This window comes from Brevundimonas alba (assembly GCF_011927945.1).
GTDB lineage: Bacteria > Pseudomonadota > Alphaproteobacteria > Caulobacterales > Caulobacteraceae > Brevundimonas > Brevundimonas alba.
The window spans coordinates 781,909-798,805 of the sequence record NZ_JAATJM010000002.1 but is presented as its reverse complement, the minus strand read 5'-3'; the positions used below and the strand labels follow the sequence as shown (position 1 = coordinate 798,805).

19 protein-coding genes are annotated in these 16,897 nt (G+C 67.6%); 13 read left to right on the top strand and 6 right to left on the bottom strand.

Annotated features, from left to right (window positions below):
• Positions 1-123 precede the first annotated feature (123 nt).
• Together GGQ87_RS14480 and GGQ87_RS14475 are read left to right on the top strand one after the other, a co-directional pair.
• The gene (locus tag GGQ87_RS14480; protein WP_168048929.1) at positions 124-594 is read left to right on the top strand and encodes an RcnB family protein; all 471 of its coding nucleotides are present in this window, start codon (positions 124-126) and stop codon (positions 592-594) included.
• A gap of 106 nt (positions 595-700) precedes the next feature.
• Positions 701-2,395: a cisplatin damage response ATP-dependent DNA ligase gene (locus tag GGQ87_RS14475; protein ID WP_168048927.1), complete on the top strand. Its 1,695-nt coding sequence runs from the start codon at positions 701-703 to the stop codon at positions 2,393-2,395.
• Here GGQ87_RS14475 and GGQ87_RS14470 read toward each other — a convergent pair.
• Entirely contained in the window at positions 2,380-3,000 is a 621-nt protein-coding gene (locus tag GGQ87_RS14470) for a hypothetical protein (protein ID WP_168048925.1), read from the bottom strand. The two genes, GGQ87_RS14475 and GGQ87_RS14470, sit on opposite strands and share 16 nt — an antisense overlap.
• Before the next feature lie 130 nt (positions 3,001-3,130).
• Here GGQ87_RS14470 and GGQ87_RS14465 point away from each other — a divergent pair, with 130 nt between their 5' ends.
• From GGQ87_RS14465 to GGQ87_RS15590, 3 genes are all read left to right on the top strand, one after another.
• Positions 3,131-4,117 carry a mechanosensitive ion channel family protein gene (locus tag GGQ87_RS14465; RefSeq protein ID WP_168048923.1) on the top strand — a complete coding sequence of 329 codons (987 nt, stop codon included), beginning with the start codon at positions 3,131-3,133 and terminating at the stop codon, positions 4,115-4,117.
• Positions 4,118-4,120: 3 nt separating this feature from the next.
• Positions 4,121-5,134 carry a beta-eliminating lyase-related protein gene (locus GGQ87_RS14460; protein WP_168048921.1) on the top strand — a complete coding sequence of 338 codons (1,014 nt, stop codon included), beginning with the start codon at positions 4,121-4,123 and terminating at the stop codon, positions 5,132-5,134.
• A 98-nt stretch (positions 5,135-5,232) separates the two neighbouring features.
• The gene (locus GGQ87_RS15590; RefSeq protein WP_280644156.1) at positions 5,233-5,361 is read left to right on the top strand and encodes a hypothetical protein; all 129 of its coding nucleotides are present in this window, start codon (positions 5,233-5,235) and stop codon (positions 5,359-5,361) included.
• A gap of 3 nt (positions 5,362-5,364) precedes the next feature.
• On the opposite strand, the gene GGQ87_RS14455 is transcribed toward GGQ87_RS15590, so the two are convergent.
• Complete coding sequence (locus GGQ87_RS14455; protein WP_168048919.1) at positions 5,365-5,925, bottom strand: sigma-70 family RNA polymerase sigma factor; 561 nt, start codon at positions 5,923-5,925, stop codon at positions 5,365-5,367.
• Between the two features lie 170 nt (positions 5,926-6,095).
• Between GGQ87_RS14455 and egtB the strand changes: the two genes are divergently transcribed.
• Entirely contained in the window at positions 6,096-8,255 is a 2,160-nt protein-coding gene (egtB, locus tag GGQ87_RS14450) for an ergothioneine biosynthesis protein EgtB (RefSeq protein WP_168048917.1), read from the top strand.
• A gap of 57 nt (positions 8,256-8,312) precedes the next feature.
• Here egtB and GGQ87_RS14445 read toward each other — a convergent pair whose 3' ends face one another.
• Together GGQ87_RS14445 and GGQ87_RS14440 are read right to left on the bottom strand one after the other, a co-directional pair.
• Positions 8,313-8,534 carry a con-10 family general stress protein gene (locus GGQ87_RS14445; protein ID WP_168048915.1) on the bottom strand — a complete coding sequence of 74 codons (222 nt, stop codon included), beginning with the start codon at positions 8,532-8,534 and terminating at the stop codon, positions 8,313-8,315.
• Between the two features lie 112 nt (positions 8,535-8,646).
• A complete protein-coding gene (locus tag GGQ87_RS14440) occupies positions 8,647-8,817 on the bottom strand; it encodes a hypothetical protein (protein WP_168048914.1) in 171 nt (56 codons plus the stop codon).
• A gap of 139 nt (positions 8,818-8,956) precedes the next feature.
• On the opposite strand from GGQ87_RS14440, the gene GGQ87_RS14435 reads away from it, so the two are divergent.
• On the top strand, positions 8,957-9,250 hold the full coding sequence (locus GGQ87_RS14435; RefSeq protein ID WP_168048912.1) for a hypothetical protein: 294 nt from the start codon (positions 8,957-8,959) through the stop codon (positions 9,248-9,250).
• Positions 9,251-9,257: 7 nt separating this feature from the next.
• Here GGQ87_RS14435 and GGQ87_RS14430 read toward each other — a convergent pair whose 3' ends face one another.
• Positions 9,258-9,959, bottom strand: coding sequence for an MBL fold metallo-hydrolase (locus tag GGQ87_RS14430; RefSeq protein ID WP_209282630.1), 702 nt, complete (start codon positions 9,957-9,959; stop codon positions 9,258-9,260).
• Between the two features lie 193 nt (positions 9,960-10,152).
• Between GGQ87_RS14430 and tig the strand changes: the two genes are divergently transcribed.
• The 5 genes from tig to GGQ87_RS14405 all read left to right on the top strand — a co-directional run bounded on the left by tig (position 10,153) and on the right by GGQ87_RS14405 (position 14,717).
• Positions 10,153-11,496: a trigger factor gene (tig, locus tag GGQ87_RS14425; protein WP_168048908.1), complete on the top strand. Its 1,344-nt coding sequence runs from the start codon at positions 10,153-10,155 to the stop codon at positions 11,494-11,496.
• Between the two features lie 104 nt (positions 11,497-11,600).
• The gene (locus GGQ87_RS14420) at positions 11,601-12,545 is read left to right on the top strand and encodes a hypothetical protein (protein ID WP_168048906.1); all 945 of its coding nucleotides are present in this window, start codon (positions 11,601-11,603) and stop codon (positions 12,543-12,545) included.
• Between the two features lie 117 nt (positions 12,546-12,662).
• Positions 12,663-13,310 carry an ATP-dependent Clp protease proteolytic subunit gene (locus GGQ87_RS14415; RefSeq protein ID WP_168048904.1) on the top strand — a complete coding sequence of 216 codons (648 nt, stop codon included), beginning with the start codon at positions 12,663-12,665 and terminating at the stop codon, positions 13,308-13,310.
• A 72-nt stretch (positions 13,311-13,382) separates the two neighbouring features.
• Positions 13,383-13,700 carry a hypothetical protein gene (locus GGQ87_RS14410; protein ID WP_168048903.1) on the top strand — a complete coding sequence of 106 codons (318 nt, stop codon included), beginning with the start codon at positions 13,383-13,385 and terminating at the stop codon, positions 13,698-13,700.
• A gap of 93 nt (positions 13,701-13,793) precedes the next feature.
• A complete protein-coding gene (locus tag GGQ87_RS14405) occupies positions 13,794-14,717 on the top strand; it encodes a hypothetical protein (protein ID WP_168048901.1) in 924 nt (307 codons plus the stop codon).
• Positions 14,718-14,726: 9 nt separating this feature from the next.
• Here GGQ87_RS14405 and GGQ87_RS14400 read toward each other — a convergent pair whose 3' ends face one another.
• Positions 14,727-15,389: an HAD-IB family hydrolase gene (locus GGQ87_RS14400; RefSeq protein WP_168048900.1), complete on the bottom strand. Its 663-nt coding sequence runs from the start codon at positions 15,387-15,389 to the stop codon at positions 14,727-14,729.
• Between the two features lie 190 nt (positions 15,390-15,579).
• Between GGQ87_RS14400 and clpX the strand changes: the two genes are divergently transcribed.
• On the top strand, positions 15,580-16,854 hold the full coding sequence (gene clpX, locus GGQ87_RS14395) for an ATP-dependent Clp protease ATP-binding subunit ClpX (protein WP_168048898.1): 1,275 nt from the start codon (positions 15,580-15,582) through the stop codon (positions 16,852-16,854).
• The last annotated feature ends 43 nt before the right edge of the window (positions 16,855-16,897 follow it).

Here is a 16,897-nt window from a genome sequence, read left to right as displayed (position 1 = left end):
TCGCGTTCGAAACGCGACGGTGATCTGAACGACAGGTGAGCAGGCCCGTTCAGATGCGGCTCAAGGGGCGGAGTCCAGAGTGCGGGCAAGTCGAAATCGTTCGGCCGCACCCGGAGACACCCCATGAAGAAGGCTCTCACCGCCGCCCTTGCCGCCACCCTCGCGATGACCTCGCTTGGCGTGGCTTCCGCCGCCGAAGCTCAGTCGCGCGGCAACTACGAACAGCGCCAAGACCGTCGTGACGATCGTCGCGACGACCGCAATGATCGCCGCGAATGGCGTCAGGACCAACGCGAAGACCGCCGCGATGCGCGTCAGAACCAACGGGCCTACGCCCAATGGCAGCAGGCGCAACGCCGCTACAACGCCGGCCGCTACCAAGCGCCCCGCGGCTATGCGGTCCGTCAGTGGAGCTACGGCCAGCGCATGCCGTCCTACTACCGCTCGAACCAGTACGTCGTGAGCGACTACGGCCGTTACGGCCTGCGTCAGCCGCCCCGCGGCTACCACTACGTCCGCAGCGGCAATGACGTGGTCCTCACCGCCGTCGCCACCGGCCTGATCACCGCCGTCATCGCGGGCCTGTTTAACTAAGGCATCTGAGTAGGCCTAACGCGCTTCGCGCTGCTTGAGGCCGATCAGAGACAGCGACTGCGCCCCGGAAGGAGACTTCCGGGGCGTTTTCGCGTTTGAAGACGGAATGCGCGCCTTCGCCGAACTGCTGGACCGCCTGTCGCTGACGGCCTCGCGCAACGCGAAGCTGGTGCTGCTGCGCGATTATCTGCGGACCACGCCGGACCCGGACCGCGGCTGGGCGCTGGCGTCGTTGACCGGCGATCTGACGTTCGACGCGGCCAAGCCGGCGATGATCCGCAAGGCGGTGGAGGCGCGGGTCGACCCGGTCCTGTTCGGCTGGTCGCATGACTACGTCGGCGATATGGCCGAGACGGTGGCGCTGATCTGGCCGCGCGACCCAAACTATCGGGCCAACCGCGAGCCGGAACTGGGAGAGGTGGTCGAGGCCCTGCGCACCGCCTCGCGCGGCGAGGTGGCAGGCCTGCTGGAAGGCTGGCTGGATGCGCTGGAACCCAAGGGACGGTGGGCGCTTCTGAAACTGATGACCGGCGCGTTGCGCGTTGGCCTGTCCGCCCGGCTCGCCAAGACCGCGGCGGCTATGATGCGTCCGGACGCCGTCAGCGAGCCGCCCGATCCCGAGGGCGGGGAGACGACCCGGGCGCTGGAGCCGGTCGAGGCGTCCGACATCGAGGAAATCTGGCACGCCCTGTCGCCCCCCTACGCCGACCTGTTCGCCTGGCTTGAGGGGCGGGCGGACAAGCCCAGCGGCGACGCGCCCGGGCGGTTTCGACCCGTCATGCTGGCGGTCGCGATCGACGAGGCGGTGGATTTCGCGAAGCTGGACCCCGATGACTACGCCGCTGAATGGAAATGGGACGGGATCCGTGTGCAGGCGGTGCTGGAGGGCGGGACGGCCAAACTCTATTCCCGGACGGGAGACGAGATATCGGGCGCCTTTCCGGACGTGATGACGGGGTTGGCGTTTGAGGGCGCCGTCGACGGCGAACTGGTGGTGTGGCGGGACGGCGGGGTGGCTCCGTTCGGAGACCTGCAGCAGCGGCTGAACCGCAAGACCGTGGATGCGAAGATGATGGACGCCTTCCCCGCCGCCATCGTCGCCTATGATCTGCTGGCCGAGGGCGGCGAGGACCTGCGGCCGCTGCCGCTGCGCGATCGCAGGGTCCGGCTGGAGGCGTTGGTATCGGGCGGGGGAGGGGCGCGGCTGCATCTCTCACCGGTCGTGCCCCATGCGAACTGGGAGGAACTGGCGGTCCTGCGCGCCGACCCGCCGGTCGGGGCGGCAGCCGAGGGGCTTATGCTCAAGCGCTGGGACAGCCCCTATGTCGCCGGCCGTCCGAAGGGGCCGTGGTTCAAGTGGAAGCGCGATCCGCACGTCATCGACGCGGTGTTGATGTACGCCCAGCGCGGGCACGGGAAGCGGTCCAGCTTCTATTCGGACTACACCTTCGGCGTCTGGACCGAGGAGGGGGCGCTGACGCCGGTGGGCAAGGCCTATTTCGGCTTCACCGACGAAGAGCTGAAACAGCTCGACAAGTTCGTGCGGGACCACACGGTCGAGCGCTTCGGACCGGTGCGCTCGGTGCGGGCGGAGCGCGATTTCGGCCTGGTGCTGGAGATCGCCTTCGAAGGGCTGAATCGGTCGACGCGCCACAAATCCGGAGTGGCGATGCGGTTTCCGCGCGTCAGCCGCATCCGCTGGGACAAGCCGGCGCGCGAGGCGAACACGCTGGACGATGTGATGGATCTGCTCGACGCGCTGGAGAGCGGCGGCGGGCGGGTCGCTCAGCTGGCAGGCTGAGGCTCTCGCGGCGCTTTGCGGAACCGCCAGTCGCGGTCCGTCCGGCCGGTGATCCCCACAAGCTGGAGGAAGGTGACCACCAGAACGGCGGCGCCTGCCAGTTCACCCGTCTCAAGCATCGGAGCCGCCTCGATGAGGAGGGGCAGGACGGTCCATTGGGCGGGGAAGGGCATCACGTTGACGTTCGGATCGGCCTTGAGGTGGGGGCAATAGCGGAGGGAGCGGTCCACGCAGGCCTTGTGCAGCGGGGCGATGGAGCCGGCGTCGATCACGACACGCCGATCCTCGATGTCACGCGACAGGCCCACCGCCTTGCCCGCCCGGCGCAGCAGTCCGGCCGGCGTCTGGCGCGCCACCTGGGTCCAGCGGTCGCCTGCTTGGGTCGGCTGACCGCACATGGGGCAGAGCATGCGAAGAACCGTCTGGCGCTGACGAACGAGGTGGTTCTGCGAATACTGGGGCCGACCGAAACCCGCCGCGTCCGTCTGCACGAGGGCGGGACGGCCGGCGACAGTGGCGCAGGGCCGGACGCCGATGACGGTCTCTTCCGTCCAGCTGGTCACCCACGGCACATCCACGCCGACAGCCAGAGCCGATTTCTTCATAGTCCCCCCGCGTGACAGTGCCCCGAGCCTTTGCCCCTTGGGTGGCGAAGACAATCCAGCGATGAACGCCCGAAGACATTTACGGCTCCGCCGGGGTTCCAATCCGCGGCGCGCGCGTTAGACCCGCCGCATGTCGAGCCTGCCCCTGCCTCTCACCAATGTCGTCGCCGCCGGACAGAAGGCCGCCGCCGTCGACGCGGCCATGATCACCAAGTTGACGGACATGGCCGGCGACTTCGCCATCAACCTGGCCGTCGCCCTGCTGATCCTCGTGGTGACGGTGTTCGCCTCGCGCTGGGCCTCGCGGCTGACCCGCCGGGCGCTGTCGAAGGTGCGCGGCTTCCGCCACGACCCGACGGTGCTCAGCTTCGCCGTGCAGGTGGTGCGGGTGCTGGTGCTGATCATCGGCTTCATCGCCGTGCTGCAGCGGCTGGGCGTGCAGACCACCTCGATCATCGCCGTTCTGGGCGCCGCCTCATTGGCGGTCGGACTGGCCCTGCAGGGCACGCTGTCGAATGTGGCGGCGGGGGTGATGCTGCTGATCCTGCGGCCCTATCGCGTGGGCGACCTGATCGACGTCGGCGGGCGGGTCGGCAAGGTGCAGCGGCTGGACCTGTTCATGACCCAGATGTCCGACGCCAACAACGTGAAGATTGTGGTGCCCAACTCGAAGGTGTTCGGCGACACCATCATGAACCTGTCGGGCCAGAAGACCCGGCGGATGGAGCTGAAGATCGGGGTGGGCTACGGCGACAATCTGAACACGGCGCGTCAGGCGCTGGTCGGCGCGGCATCGGCGCACGGCAAGATTCTGCCGGACCCGGCTCCGTGGGCAGGTGTGACAGCCCTGCTGGACAGCTCGGTTGAGATGACGCTGCAGGCGTGGACCAAATCCGAGGACTACTGGCAGACGCGGGCCGACGTGCTTCAGGCCGCCAAGGAGGCGCTGGACGCCGCCGGCGTCGAAATTCCCTTCCCGCATCAGGTCGCGGTGCCCTATGGCGACGCGGAGGACGTGCTGCCGGTGGTGCGGGTGCTGAAGGAGACCGACGAGGACGGTCGGACCTCCAGCGATCCGTCGCCCGGCGACGCCCATGTCGACAGCAGCGAGGGGTAGGTCGTGCGTTACGACTTCGGTTCGGACAATACGGCGGGGATGGCCCCGGCGGCGCTGCAGGCGCTGATCGAGGCCAACGACGGCTTCGCCCGCGCCTATGGCTCCGACGAGATCACAGCCCGGGCCGCCGACCAGATCCGCCGGCGGCTCGATGCGGACGCGGAAATCCGGTTCGTCTTCTCGGGCACGGCGGCGAACGCCATCGCCCTGTCGATGCTGGCCTGGCCGCACGAGGCGGTGCTGGCGCACCATGCGGCGCATGTTTGCACGGACGAGACGGGCGCGCCGGGCTTCTTCGGCTCGGGCGTGGGCCTGATCGGCCTGCCCGGGTTTTCGGGCAAGATCGACCTGGTGACGCTGAACGCGGCGCTGGAGGAGCCCGAGGTGGGCCATCGCCAGCCTCCGGCGGCGCTGAGCCTGACCCAGTCGACCGAATACGGGACCGTCTACACCGAGGAGGAGCTGCGCCACCTGATCGAGCCGGTGAAGCTGAAGGGCTGCGGCGTGCACATGGACGGGGCGCGGCTGGCCAATGCGGCGGCGGCGGGGTTCGACCTGACCAATATCGCGCGGTTGGGCGTCGATGTGCTGGTGTTCGGCGGGGCCAAGGCGGGGGCGAACTGCACCGAGGCCATCGTCATGTTCGACAAGTCGCTGGCCCGGCGGATCGACAACCGGCTGAAGCAGGCGGGGCAGACGGCATCCAAGGCCCGATATCTGGCGGCGCCGTTCCTGGGCCTGCTGGAGAGCGGCGCCTGGGAAGACGGGGCGGCCCACGCCAATCTGATGGCGCAGCGGCTGGCGGACGGAATCCTGGCGGGTTCGAGCTTCATCCTGGCTCACCCGGTGGAGGCAAACGCCGTGTTCGTGCGCATGCCGCCGGCGGCGCACCAGCGCCTGAACGACATGGGCTGGGCCTGCTACCGGTTCGACGACGGCTCGGTCCGCTTCGTCTGTTCCTGGGCGACGACGGTGGAAGCGGTCGACGAGCTTCTGGACGCAATTTCGCGGGTCTGATACGCAACCAAAAGTCGGGAAGCCGACTTTTCCGTATCAGCTTCGGTGCGCCGCAGAGGATTGGGCAGCGTATGTCGAAGTCGCCGAGAGATCAGGATATGCCGCCGGTGGACAAGGCTTTGCGCGACGCTTTCGAGACGGTGGAGTCCGAAGGGATTCCCGCGCCGATCGCGGACCATGTCGAGCGGCTGATCGACGGGCAGGAAAGCGCCGACGAGCGGCACTGACCGTCAGGCTTCGCCGCGCGGCATGTCCATGGCTTCGGCCAGACGGTTGCGGGCGCGGTTGACCCGGCTTTTGATCGTCCCGAGGGCGCAGCCAGCGATTTCGGCGGCTTCCTCGTAGGACAGGCCGGCGGCGCCGACCATGACGATGGCCTCGCGGTGCTCGGGCGGCAGGTCGTCGAGCGCCGTCTTGAGGGCGCTGAGCTCCACCGTCCATTCCTGATTGCCCTCGGCGGTCAGGCGGGCGGCGTGGTGCCCGTCCTCGTCGGCCACTTCGCGGCTGCGCTTGGCGACGGAGGAGTACCAGGAGTTCCGCAGGATGGTGAAGAGCCAGGCGCGGAGGTTGGTGCCCGGCTCGAACCGCTCGCGGTAGGTCCAGGCCTTGGTCAGGGTCTCCTGAACCAGATCGTCGGCGTCCGCACCGTTGCGGGACAGCGACCAGGCGAAGGCCCGGAGCGACGGGATACGGGCCGTTACCGCCTCGCGCCAGTCGGTGCGATCGACGATGCCGCCGGGGGCGTCTGAGCCGGTCTCCTGGCTCTCCAAAGGCGCACTGGGCAGCGACATGCTGACAAGCTCTCAATAAAGCGGAATGTCACCGTAAATCAGGGACGTGCGATCAGAACGCCTGCTCGGCTGGACCGTTCCGCTGGACAGCCCGCGTTGTGCATGGAACAAAACGGGACCAGCAGCCGTTGTTCCGAACCGGTTTTTCTGGCCGGGAGGGAGGGGTCCTCATGAGCGCATTCAGCCCGGCCTCGGCGACGCGGGACAGCCGGCTCGATGAGTTCCGGCGGGTCCGTTCGGCCATGCCTGCGCTGGCCAAGGGGCTCAGTGCAGAAGACCTGGCGGCGCAGTCGATGCCCGACTGCAGCCCCGGCAAATGGCATCTGGCGCACACCAGCTGGTTCTTCGAGGCGATGATCTTGGGCGAGGAGCCGGGCTACCGGCCGGTCGATCCGCGGTTCCAGACCCTGTTCAACAGCTACTACGAAGCCTTGGGGCAGCGGGTGGAGCGGCCCGAGCGAGGGCTGATGACCCGGCCGTTGCTGGACGAGGTGCTGGCCTACCGGCGCGAGATCGATGCCCGGATGGAGGCGTGGCTTGAGCGGGTGAAGCCGGATGCGCGGCAGGCCTATCTGTTCACCCTCGGCCTGCATCACGACCAGCAGCATCAGGAACTGTTCCTGATGGACCTGCTGAACCTGATGGCGAAGTCGCCGCTCGACCCTGCGGCCTATGACGAGGAGCCGCGGCGGTCGCCAGCCGGACAGCCGCTCGGGGGCATGACCCGGTTCGAGGGCGGGCTGGTCCGGATCGGGCACGAAGGCGCGGGCTTCGCCTTCGACAACGAGGGCCCGGCGCACCAGCAGTGGCTGGAGCCCTATGGTCTGGATCACGATCTGGTCAGCAACGGCGACTGGCTTCGGTTCATCGAGGACGGCGGCTATGACCGGCCGGAGCTGTGGCTGTCCGACGGCTGGGCCACGGTGAAGGCGGAAGGCTGGACGGCGCCGCTGTACTGGCGCGGCGGCGACGGCGGCTGGACCGTGATGACGCTGGCAGGACGGCGGCCGGTCGATGCGGCGGCTCCGGTGCGGCACGTCAGCTTCTACGAGGCCGACGCCTATGCTCGCTGGTCAGGCCGCCGTCTGCCGACCGAGGCGGAGTGGGAGCACGCGGCGCGCAGCCGCCCCGAGGTCTTCTCCAACGCTTTTGGCGAGGTCTGGCAGTGGACGTCGAGCAGTTACGCCCCATATCGGGGCTTCAGACCGACCGATGGAACCGCGTCTGAATACAACGGCAAGTTCATGGCCAATCAGATGGTGCTGCGCGGGTCGTCCTGGGCGACGCCGGAGGGCCATGGGCGGGTCAGCTACCGGAACTTCTTCTATCCGCATCAAAGGTGGGCGTTCATGGGACTGAGACTGGCCGAGGATCTGCCCCCGGCGCCGGCGCGCGCCTGCACCGACGGCGAGACCGCCCGCTTCCGCCGCGATCTGGTCGCCGGGCTGGGCAAGTCGCCGAAGACCGCCTCGCCGAAATGGTTCTACGACGCTGAAGGCTCTCGCCTGTTCGAGGAGATCACCCGGCTGCCGGAATACTATCCGACGCGGCAGGAGGCGGCGCTGCTGCGCCGGATCGCGCCGGCGTGGGCGGCCCGCTTCGGAGCCGGCGCCGCTTTGGTCGAGTTCGGCTCCGGAGCTAGCGAGAAGACCCGGATCGTGCTCGACGCCGCTCCGGACCTTGCGGCCTACGTCCCCATCGATATCAGCGCCGACGCCCTGAACGCCGCGGCCGCGCGGATCGCCGAAAGCTATCCGGCACTGAAGGTCGCGCCGCTGGTCGGGGACTTCCAGCATCTGGCGGCCCTGCCGGAGGAGATCGGCGGAGGGCGGCGGATCGGCTTCTTCCCCGGCTCCACGCTCGGCAATCTGGAGCACCGCGAGGCCGAGGCCTTCCTGAGGGCGGCCCGGCTGCAGCTGGGCGAGGGCGCCCTGTTCATTCTCGGCGTCGATCTGGTGAAGTCGCCGGAGGTGCTGGTCGCCGCCTATGACGATGCGGCCGGTGTGACTGCGGCCTTCAACCGCAATCTGCTGGTTCGGGCCAACCGTGAACTCAAGGCGGGCTTTGACGTCGACAGCTTCGTCCATCGCGCGGTGTGGAACGCCGCTGACTCACGGATGGAAATGCATCTGGAGGCCACGCGCGATATGGAGGTGGAGATCGATGGGCGGACGATCTCGTTCCGGAAGGGCGAAACCATCCATACCGAGAACTCGCGCAAATTCACCGAAGCGTCGGTACGCGGATTGGCGGCGGCTTCGGGGTGGACCGTCGCTGCGTTCGAGACGGGGCCGGAGCCGTCGGTGGCGCTGGCGCTGCTGGAGGCCTGACACGCAAAAGGCGGCGTCCGCAGACGCCGCCCAATGTGGTTGCGAACGTCGCTTCGCTCAGCCGGCGGAGCGGTCGTCCTTGTTGCGCGACCCGTGCGAGGCCTCGCCGCCCTTGCGGCCGGCCTGTGCGGCCAAGCTGCGGTCTTGCGAGAAGCTGCGCTTCTCGCTGGGCACGCTGGCGCCGCCCTTGCGCGCGATCTCCCGCTGCCGTTCGGGGTCCATGGAAGCGAAGCCCCGTTTGGAAACGCCAGAGGCTCGGGTGGGCTGACCTAAAGCCATTGCAATGTCCTTTCACGCCGACGGTCGAGGTTGCAGACTGAACCCACGCGCCGCCGTCCGGTTCCGACCCCCACCTCACAGAAACGCGAGCGAATCAGAGGGTTTCGCATCTTCAGGCGCCGCTTCCGCCGTACGGCCGCGAGTCGCCCTGATCACCGCCGCCGGGATCGAGTTGCGGGATTTCGTCGGGCATGGAGCCCGGGTCGATGTCGGGTTGCGGCATGTCCGGGGGCTGGATGTCCGGCTGCGGCGTTCCGGGCGTGGTGGGTTCGATATAGGTCATGACGGCGTCCTTCCGGTCCTGTGAACGCCGGGCGGGAGGGCCTGTTCAATCACGATCGCGACGGCGGGCGCTCTCGCCGGAACCCGGTTGGTGCGCGGGGATTGAACAGCCTCCTCCCCGACCCCTTCAGGAGCCAGCCATGACGGACACCACCTACACCGGCCCGACCTCTCCCGAGGACATCGACGACGACATGGACGAGACTTCGGCCCGGCTGCAGCAGGAAGCGGACGCCATACTGGCGGAAGGCGAGGCCGCAGCCTTCGGTCCCCGACCCATCCACGACGCCGTGCGCGAAGACGCCATGGCGGCCCGGGACTGGGGCCGGACGCGCGCCGAGCGGATGCGTCAGGCCGTGGAGCAGGAGCCGGTCAAGGCGACGCTCTACGCGCTGGGGCTCGGCGTGGTCATCGGGATGCTGATCGCCCGCTAGCCCATCGTCAGGAGGGGCCGCTGGCGGGCCGCGCGATCGGGGCCCGCCGCATCGCCTCGTCCGAGACGAAGGGATTGGTTCGCCGCTCCGCTCCGAACGTGGACGTGGGGCCGTGCCCGGGCACGAAGGTGATATCGTCCCCAAGCGGCCACAGCTTGGTCGTGATGGCGTTCAGCAGGGACGCATGGTCGCTGCGCGGGAAGTCGGTGCGGCCGATCGAGCCCTGGAACAGTACGTCGCCGACCTGGGCGAAGCGCGCCTCGCGGTTGAAGAAGATCACGTGGCCGGGCGTGTGGCCGGGACAGTGGAAGACTTCCCATGTCGTCTCGCCGAGCGTGAGCACGTCGCCATCGGCCAGCCAGCGGGTCGGGGTGAAGCTGCGCGCGTCCGGCAGGCCGTACACTTGGCCCTGCTGCGGAATGCCGTCGATCCAGAACTGATCGTCCGGGTGCGGTCCGATGATGTCCAGTCCGGTCTTTTCCTGCATCTCGGCCGCGCCGCCGGCGTGATCGAGATGGCCGTGGGTGATCCAGATGGCGTCCAGCGTCAGCCCCTGTTGGGCCACGGCTCCGAGCAGGCCGTCGACCGAGGCGCCGGGATCGATGATCGCCGCCTTCAGCGTCTTGCGGCACCAGACGAGGGTGCAGTTCTGCTGCAGCGGCGTCACCGGAAAGATGGCGACGCCGATCGGGGGAGGGGACTGATCCATGGCGATCAGATAGCGGGCTTCGCCCACGGGTGAAACCGGAGCCGTGGCGCCTCTCACGTTGACCTTTCGGGCGGTCATCGACATAAGGGCGGGCTTCAAAGGCGCCGCCTCGAAAGGGCGGCCCTTATTGCTTTACCCACATCGCGCCGCGCCCACTCCCGGGGCGCCGCCCCAGAGCGTCAGAATCCCGACCATGCAAGTCGTCGAAAAGTCCAACGAAGGCCTCAGCCGCGTGATCGCGGTGACCATTCCGGCCGCCGAGCTGAACCAGAAGCTGGACGCGAAGCTCAAGGAAGTCGCGCCGCAGATGAAGCTGAAGGGCTTCCGTCCGGGCAAGGTGCCGACGTCGCACGTCAAGAAGACCTTCGGCCGCGACCTGATGGGCGAAATCGTCAACGAGGCGCTGAACACCTCGAGCCAGAAGGCCTTGGACGAGGCCAAGGTGCGCCCCGCCGCCCCGGCCGAGATGAAGCTGACTTCGGACATGGACAAGGTCCTGACGGGCGGCGAGGACCTCGCCTACGAGATGTCGCTGGAAGTGATGCCGGACTTTACCCCGGTCGACATCAAGACGCTGAAGCTGAAGCGCCCGACCTATGAGGCGACCGACGCCGACCTCGAAGAGGCGCTGAACGAACTGGCCGGTCAGGCCAAGACCTATGAGGACAAGACCGGCAAGACCGTGAAGGCCGCCGAGGGCGACGAGGTCACGATCGACTTCCTGGGCAAGCTGGACGGCGAGCCGTTCGAGGGCGGCGCGGCCGAGGACGCCCAGCTGGTGATCGGTTCGAACCGATTCATCCCGGGCTTCGAAGAGCAGCTGAAGGGCGCCAAGGTCGGCGAGGAGAAGGTTCTGAACGTGACCTTCCCCGAGGACTATCAAGCGGCCCATCTGGCCGGCAAGGCCGTGACGTTCGACGTCACCGTCAAGGCCATCAAGGCCGAGGCTCCCGCCAAGGTCGACGAGGACTTCGCCAAGCGCATCGGTCTGGACTCGCTGGACAAGCTCAAGGAGCTGCTGCGCGACAACCTGAACCAGCAGTACAAGGGCGCCGCCCGGTTCAAGCTGAAGCGCGCCCTGCTGGACGAGCTGGACAAGGCTCACAGCTTCGATCTGCCGCCCAAGATGGTCGACGCCGAGTTCGACGGCATCTGGGGTCAGGTGCAGGCCGACAAGGAAGCCGGCCGCCTGCCGGAAGAGGACGCCAAGAAGTCCGAGAAGAAGCTCAAGGAAGAGTACCGCAAGATCGCCGAGCGCCGCGTGCGCCTGGGTCTGGTGCTCGCCGAGATCGGCCGCGCCAACAATGTGCAGGTCACCGATCAGGAGCTGAACAACGCCATCATGACCGAGGCCCGCAACTATCCGGGCCAGGAGCGTCAGGTGCTGGACTTCTACCGCCAGAACCCGAACGCCGCCGCCCAGATGCGCGCGCCGATCTATGAGGAGAAGGTCTGCGACCTGATCTTCGATCAGGCCAAGGTGACCGACAGCAAGATCACCAAGGAAGACCTGCTCAAGGAAGACGACGACATCTGATCGTCCGAGGGGCTCCGGCGGCGCCGGGGCCCGCGCCTTCCGGCTTCCCGTATCGCGTGATACGTCCGTAACCGGCGGCTGAGGGGCCGTCTTGGAGGTGCGGCATGTCGATCATCGCCTTGTTGGCCGCCGCGATGATGCTGCAGGATCCCATGCAGGCCGGACAGACCCCGCCCGGCGCCGATCAGGAACCCGCTGTCGCGATCGAGGACGTGATCGTCGAACCGCGCGCGCTGGAGGCCATGGTGCGCGAGTTCGTCGGCGAGGTCGGGGCGCCGGTCAAACGGCGTGGATTGGCGCGGTGGCATGACGAGCTGTGCGTGGGCGTCGTCAATGTCCGGCCGGCGCTGGGTCAGGCGATCGCGGACCGCATCTCACAAGTTGGACTGGAGCTCGGCCTCGAGATCGGCGAGCCGGGATGCCGAGCCAATGTCTTCGTCATCTTCGCCAGCGACGGCGCCGCGCTTGCCGACGCCATGGTCGACGAGAGCCGGCGCGCCTTCCGCCTCGGCGTCGGCGGCCTCGATCGCGGGGACGCGGCGCTGGAGGCGTTCCGCACCGGGGACCGGCCGGTACGCTGGTGGCAGATCAGCCTGCCCGTGAACGCCGACACCGGCCAGCGCGCCATCCGGCTGCCGGGTGATTCCGGCGCGCCCATGATCAGCATTTTCGCGGCCTCGCGGCTGAGCACGCAGATTCGCGACGACCTCAAGAAGTCGATGATCATCGTCGATATCGACGAGATCGGCGATGTGAACCTGGCCCAGCTGGCGGACTATCTGGCCTTCGTCGCCCTGGTTCAGGCCGATCCCGAGGGGGAGACGACCGGCTATGACACCATCCTGAACCTGTTCGAGGCGCCGGGGGCCGTTGACGGGCTGACGGAGTGGGATCGCTCCTACCTGACCTCGCTCTATCAGGTGCAGGATTCGCCGGCCCTGCGCCGCAACCCCGCCGGACAGACCTCGGTCGTGGCGGCCGACATGGTCCGGGACAGGCAGGCCGCCGGCCGGACGGCGCCGGCCGAGCCCCAGCCGGAAGCGGACTGAACACGCCGCCGCACGCGACAACGGCCCGCGCCTTGCATCCTGCGGCTTGCAACGCGATATCCTGTCGACAGGCGCGCGACCGGTGAGTCGCGGCCACAGCATCCCGAGAAGGCCTGAATGCGCGATCCGATCGAACTGATGAACATGAACCTCGTCCCCATGGTGGTGGAGCAGTCCAGCCGGGGCGAGCGGGCCTTCGACATCTTCTCGCGCCTGCTGCGCGAGCGGATCATCTTCCTGACGGGGCCTTTCGAGGACGGCATGGCGTCGCTGATCTGCGCCCAGCTGCTGTTCCTCGAGTCGGAGAACCCGAAGAAGGAAATCAGCATGTATATCAACAGCCCCGGCGGTCAGGTGACCTCGGCGCTCGCGATCTACGACACCATGCAATACATCCGCTCGCCGGTTTCGACGGTGTGCATGGGCATGGCCGCCTCGGCCGGTTCGCTGATCCTCGCCGCCGGCGCCGCCGGTCAGCGCGTGGCCCTGCCGAACGCCCGCATCATGGTGCACCAGCCGTCCGGCGGTTTCCGCGGCCAGGCCTCGGACATCGAGCGCCACGCCGAGGACATCCGCTACACCAAGCGCCGCCTGAACGAGATCTATGTCCACCACACCGGCCGGACCCTTGAAGAGGTCGAGAAGACCCTCGACCGCGACCACTTCATGAGCGCCGAGGAATCCAAGGCCTGGGGCATCGTCGACCACGTCTACGACCGCCGCGAACAGGCCGACGAGGACGGCGTCAAGACGCCGGGTTCCTGACCCGTTGAACAATGACCACGGAAGAGGCGCACCCGAACGGTGCGCCTTTTTCTTTTGTGCTATCAGGCCGCCATGCAGACGCGTAACACCAGCGGGACCGTCGAGGTCGACGGCGACATCTATCATTGGGAGCTCCGGCGCCAGCCGCGGCCGACAACGGGCGGGCAGTGGGAAGGCGTGGCCGTGACCCTGCGGCTGCAGGACTTCAAGCGCGAGGCGGTGGTGCAGTTTCCGCCGCCGCTGCGTCCCAACGGCCGGCCTGACACCGAGAAGCAGTTCGTGAACACCGACCATGTGCGCAATGCGGTGGCGGCCGTGATCGAGGCGGGCTGGGACCCGACCTCGCGCGGCAAGGCGGTCGCCTTCGACGTGGACGCCCACGGACACTGATCGCGGCCGGAGCGAAGAGACCGGCGTTCCCTCGCGCCGTGACTCTTCCTGCACAACCGGTAGGATGCCGTTCGGGAAACCGGAGGGCGGCGAATGATCCGACGGCTGGGACTGACCGTGGCGCTGACCCTGGCCGGCGCCGGATCCGCATGGGCGCAGACGCCGCCGGCCGGCGTGCCGCCTCAGGATCCGCCGACCACGACGGTCGAGGACGTCATCGTATCGGGCGAGACGCTCGAGGAGCGTGCATCGACCTTCGTCGACGAGGTCGCTCAGCCCGTGAGGCAACGGGGGCTGGCGCGCTGGTCGGAGCCCGCCTGCTTCGGCGTGGTGAATTTCCAGGGCGACGCGGCCCGGCAGATCGCCGACCAGCTTGTCGCCCGGGCCGACGAGCTGGGACTGCCGGCGGGGGAACTCGACTGCGAGCCCAACGTCTTCATTATCGGCGCGGTCGACGCGCCCGCCGTGGCGCGGGCATGGGTGGAGCGCAGTCCCGAGGTGTTCCGGCCGAGGTATTCGGGCGGCGCGGCGGGGCGGCACGTACTGGACGATTTCACGACGAGCGACGCGGCGGTGCGGTGGTGGCACCTCAGCGTGCCGATCGACTACGACATCGTTACGCAGGAGATCCAGCCGGCAGTCCGGATGCCCGGTCGGGCGGCCCCGATCATCAACGTCTACAGCAAGTCGCAGCAGGCCTCACGGGTGCGGGACGATCTGCAGAAGGTCATGGTGCTGGTCGACGTCGAAAAGCTGGGGACAGTCACGACGGAGCAGCTCTGCGACTATCTGCTGATGGTGGCCTACGCCCAGATCGATCCCGAGGGCGAGACAGCGGCCTACGACACCATCCTGAACCTGTTCGAGGACCCGTCAGTGCCGGGCCTGACGACGTGGGATCGGTCCTACCTGACGTCGCTATACGACTACGATCCGACCCGCCGCGCCGGTGTGGGAGCGCAGGGTGACCGGCTGGCGGATGAGATCCGCCGTACGGAAGCGACTGCGGCGGAGTGACGCCGGAGGTCAGCGCGGCGACGCGCCGGGCCGGGCGGTGAAGACCCGGAAGCCGGGCTCGGCGGCGATGGAGAGCATTTCCGTATCGCCGGACGTGTCGCCATAGGCCGCCGTCAGCTGCATGGCCTCGCCATAGGCCGCCTTCAGCCGGCGGACCTTCTCCTCGCCCCGGCAGTTCGGCCCGGCGAAGGCGCCGGTCACCCGGTCATCCGCGTCGAACAACAAGGGGGTGCCCAGCAGGGCCTCGGCGCCGAGGCGGCGGGCGAAGGGCGCGACGGTGGTTTCGGGACTGGCGGTGACGATGACCCGGTGCGCGCCGCGCTCGCCCCAGGCATTCCAGCAGGCGAGGGCGTCCGGCCGCATAAACCTGTCCCAAATCCGATCAGCGAAGCGTTCGGCGTCGGCCTCGAGCCTCGCGCGGTCGACGCCGCGCAGGAACTCGCGCACGGAGGCGGCCTTGATCCGCCCGCGGTCCCTGTCGCGGGCATAGCCGGCCACGGCCGGGGCCAGTTTCACGAGGCCCAGCGCCCAGCCGCCCGGACCGGCCCGCCAGCGAAGAAATTCCGTGAAACTGTCGCGAATCGTCAGAGTGCCGTCGAAGTCGAAGGCCACGATGGCCTGATCCTTGCGGAGCGGCTGGCGAAACGGAGCGTCGCTTCCCATGTCAGACATTCGCCGCGATCATCCTCAACAGTGAACCGTCCGCTTCCGCTGCCTGCTCCGCTTTCGCGGGGTTGTGGCGGGCGCTGTGATGGGTGATTGTCATTTTTTGAAGACCTTTGCGCCCATTGTTCGGGAATCAAACGCAGGGGAAGCGCGTTCGGCCTCATATCGAGGTCCATCGCGGGAGTGAGAAGGGTCGATGACCAAAGCCGCCGGCACAGACGCCAAAAGCACGCTCTACTGCTCTTTCTGCGGAAAGAGCCAGCATGAGGTGCGCAAGCTCATCGCCGGGCCGACCGTGTTCATCTGCGATGAATGCGTCGAGCTCTGCATGGATATCATCCGTGAAGAGCACAAAATCTCGTTCTCCAAGGCCAAGGACGGCGTGCCGTCGCCGAAGGAGATTCGCGAGGTCCTGGACGACTATGTGATCGGGCAGTCGCACGCCAAGAAGGTGCTGAGCGTCGCCGTTCACAACCACTACAAGCGCCTGAATCACGCGACGAAGAACAACGACGTCGAACTGGCCAAGTCGAACATCATGCTGATCGGGCCGACCGGCTCGGGCAAGACGCTGCTGGCGCAGACCCTGGCGCGCATCATCGACGTGCCCTTCACCATGGCCGACGCCACGACCCTGACCGAAGCCGGTTACGTGGGTGAAGACGTCGAGAACATCATCCTCAAGCTGCTGCAGGCCTCGGACTACAACGTCGAGCGGGCCCAGCGCGGCATCGTCTACATCGACGAGATCGACAAGATTTCGCGCAAGTCGGACAACCCCTCGATCACCCGCGACGTCTCGGGCGAGGGCGTGCAGCAGGCCCTGCTGAAAATCATGGAAGGCACCGTCGCCTCCGTGCCTCCGCAGGGCGGCCGCAAGCATCCGCAGCAGGAGTTCCTGCAGGTCGACACCGCCAACATCCTGTTCATCGTCGGCGGCGCCTTCGCCGGCCTCGAGAAGGTGATCGCAGCGCGCGGGGACGGGGCCTCGATCGGCTTCGGCGCCAAGGTCAAGGAGATCGACGAGCGCCGCACGGGCGACATCCTCAAGGGTGTCGAACCGGACGATCTGATGCGCTTCGGCCTGATCCCCGAGTTCATCGGCCGTCTGCCGGTTCTGGCCACGCTGGAGGACCTCGACGAGGAAGCTCTGGTCAAGATCCTGACCGAGCCGAAGAACGCCCTGGTCAAGCAGTACAAGCGCCTGTTCGAGATGGAGAACGTCGATCTGACGTTCACCGACGACGCCCTGACGGCGGTGGCCAAGAAGGCCATCACCCGTAAGACCGGCGCTCGCGGCCTGCGTTCGATCCTCGAAGGCATCCTGCTGGAGACGATGTTCGAACTGCCGACCTTCGAAGGCGTCGAGGAAGTCGTCGTCAACGCCGAGGTGATCGAGGGCAAGGCCCAGCCGCTGCTGATCTACTCGGAAACCAAGGGCAAGAAGGCCGCGCCGGACAGCGCCGCCTGATCTCCCGGATGCAATGAACAAGGGCGGGTCCTGCGAAGGGCCC

Excerpts from the sequence above, each read along its gene's own strand:
- GGQ87_RS14475 (WP_168048927.1), top strand. The coding sequence starts at position 701 with ATGCGCGCCTTCGCCGAACTGCTGGACCGCCTGTCGCTGACGGCCTCG.
- GGQ87_RS14480 (WP_168048929.1), top strand. The coding sequence starts at position 124 with ATGAAGAAGGCTCTCACCGCCGCCCTTGCCGCCACCCTCGCGATGACC.
- GGQ87_RS14415 (WP_168048904.1), top strand. The coding sequence starts at position 12,663 with ATGCGCGATCCGATCGAACTGATGAACATGAACCTCGTCCCCATGGTG.
- clpX (WP_168048898.1), top strand. The coding sequence starts at position 15,580 with ATGACCAAAGCCGCCGGCACAGACGCCAAAAGCACGCTCTACTGCTCT.
- GGQ87_RS14405 (WP_168048901.1), top strand. The coding sequence starts at position 13,794 with ATGATCCGACGGCTGGGACTGACCGTGGCGCTGACCCTGGCCGGCGCC.
- tig (WP_168048908.1), top strand. The coding sequence starts at position 10,153 with ATGCAAGTCGTCGAAAAGTCCAACGAAGGCCTCAGCCGCGTGATCGCG.
- GGQ87_RS14410 (WP_168048903.1), top strand. The coding sequence starts at position 13,383 with ATGCAGACGCGTAACACCAGCGGGACCGTCGAGGTCGACGGCGACATC.
- GGQ87_RS14440 (WP_168048914.1), bottom strand. The coding sequence starts at position 8,817 with ATGACCTATATCGAACCCACCACGCCCGGAACGCCGCAGCCGGACATC.
- GGQ87_RS14455 (WP_168048919.1), bottom strand. The coding sequence starts at position 5,925 with ATGTCGCTGCCCAGTGCGCCTTTGGAGAGCCAGGAGACCGGCTCAGAC.
- GGQ87_RS14435 (WP_168048912.1), top strand. The coding sequence starts at position 8,957 with ATGACGGACACCACCTACACCGGCCCGACCTCTCCCGAGGACATCGAC.
- GGQ87_RS14445 (WP_168048915.1), bottom strand. The coding sequence starts at position 8,534 with ATGGCTTTAGGTCAGCCCACCCGAGCCTCTGGCGTTTCCAAACGGGGC.
- GGQ87_RS14465 (WP_168048923.1), top strand. The coding sequence starts at position 3,131 with ATGTCGAGCCTGCCCCTGCCTCTCACCAATGTCGTCGCCGCCGGACAG.
- GGQ87_RS14400 (WP_168048900.1), bottom strand. The coding sequence starts at position 15,389 with ATGTCTGACATGGGAAGCGACGCTCCGTTTCGCCAGCCGCTCCGCAAG.
- GGQ87_RS15590 (WP_280644156.1), top strand. The coding sequence starts at position 5,233 with ATGCCGCCGGTGGACAAGGCTTTGCGCGACGCTTTCGAGACGGTGGAG.
- GGQ87_RS14470 (WP_168048925.1), bottom strand. The coding sequence starts at position 3,000 with ATGAAGAAATCGGCTCTGGCTGTCGGCGTGGATGTGCCGTGGGTGACC.
- egtB (WP_168048917.1), top strand. The coding sequence starts at position 6,096 with ATGAGCGCATTCAGCCCGGCCTCGGCGACGCGGGACAGCCGGCTCGAT.
- GGQ87_RS14430 (WP_209282630.1), bottom strand. The coding sequence starts at position 9,959 with ATGGATCAGTCCCCTCCCCCGATCGGCGTCGCCATCTTTCCGGTGACG.
- GGQ87_RS14420 (WP_168048906.1), top strand. The coding sequence starts at position 11,601 with ATGTCGATCATCGCCTTGTTGGCCGCCGCGATGATGCTGCAGGATCCC.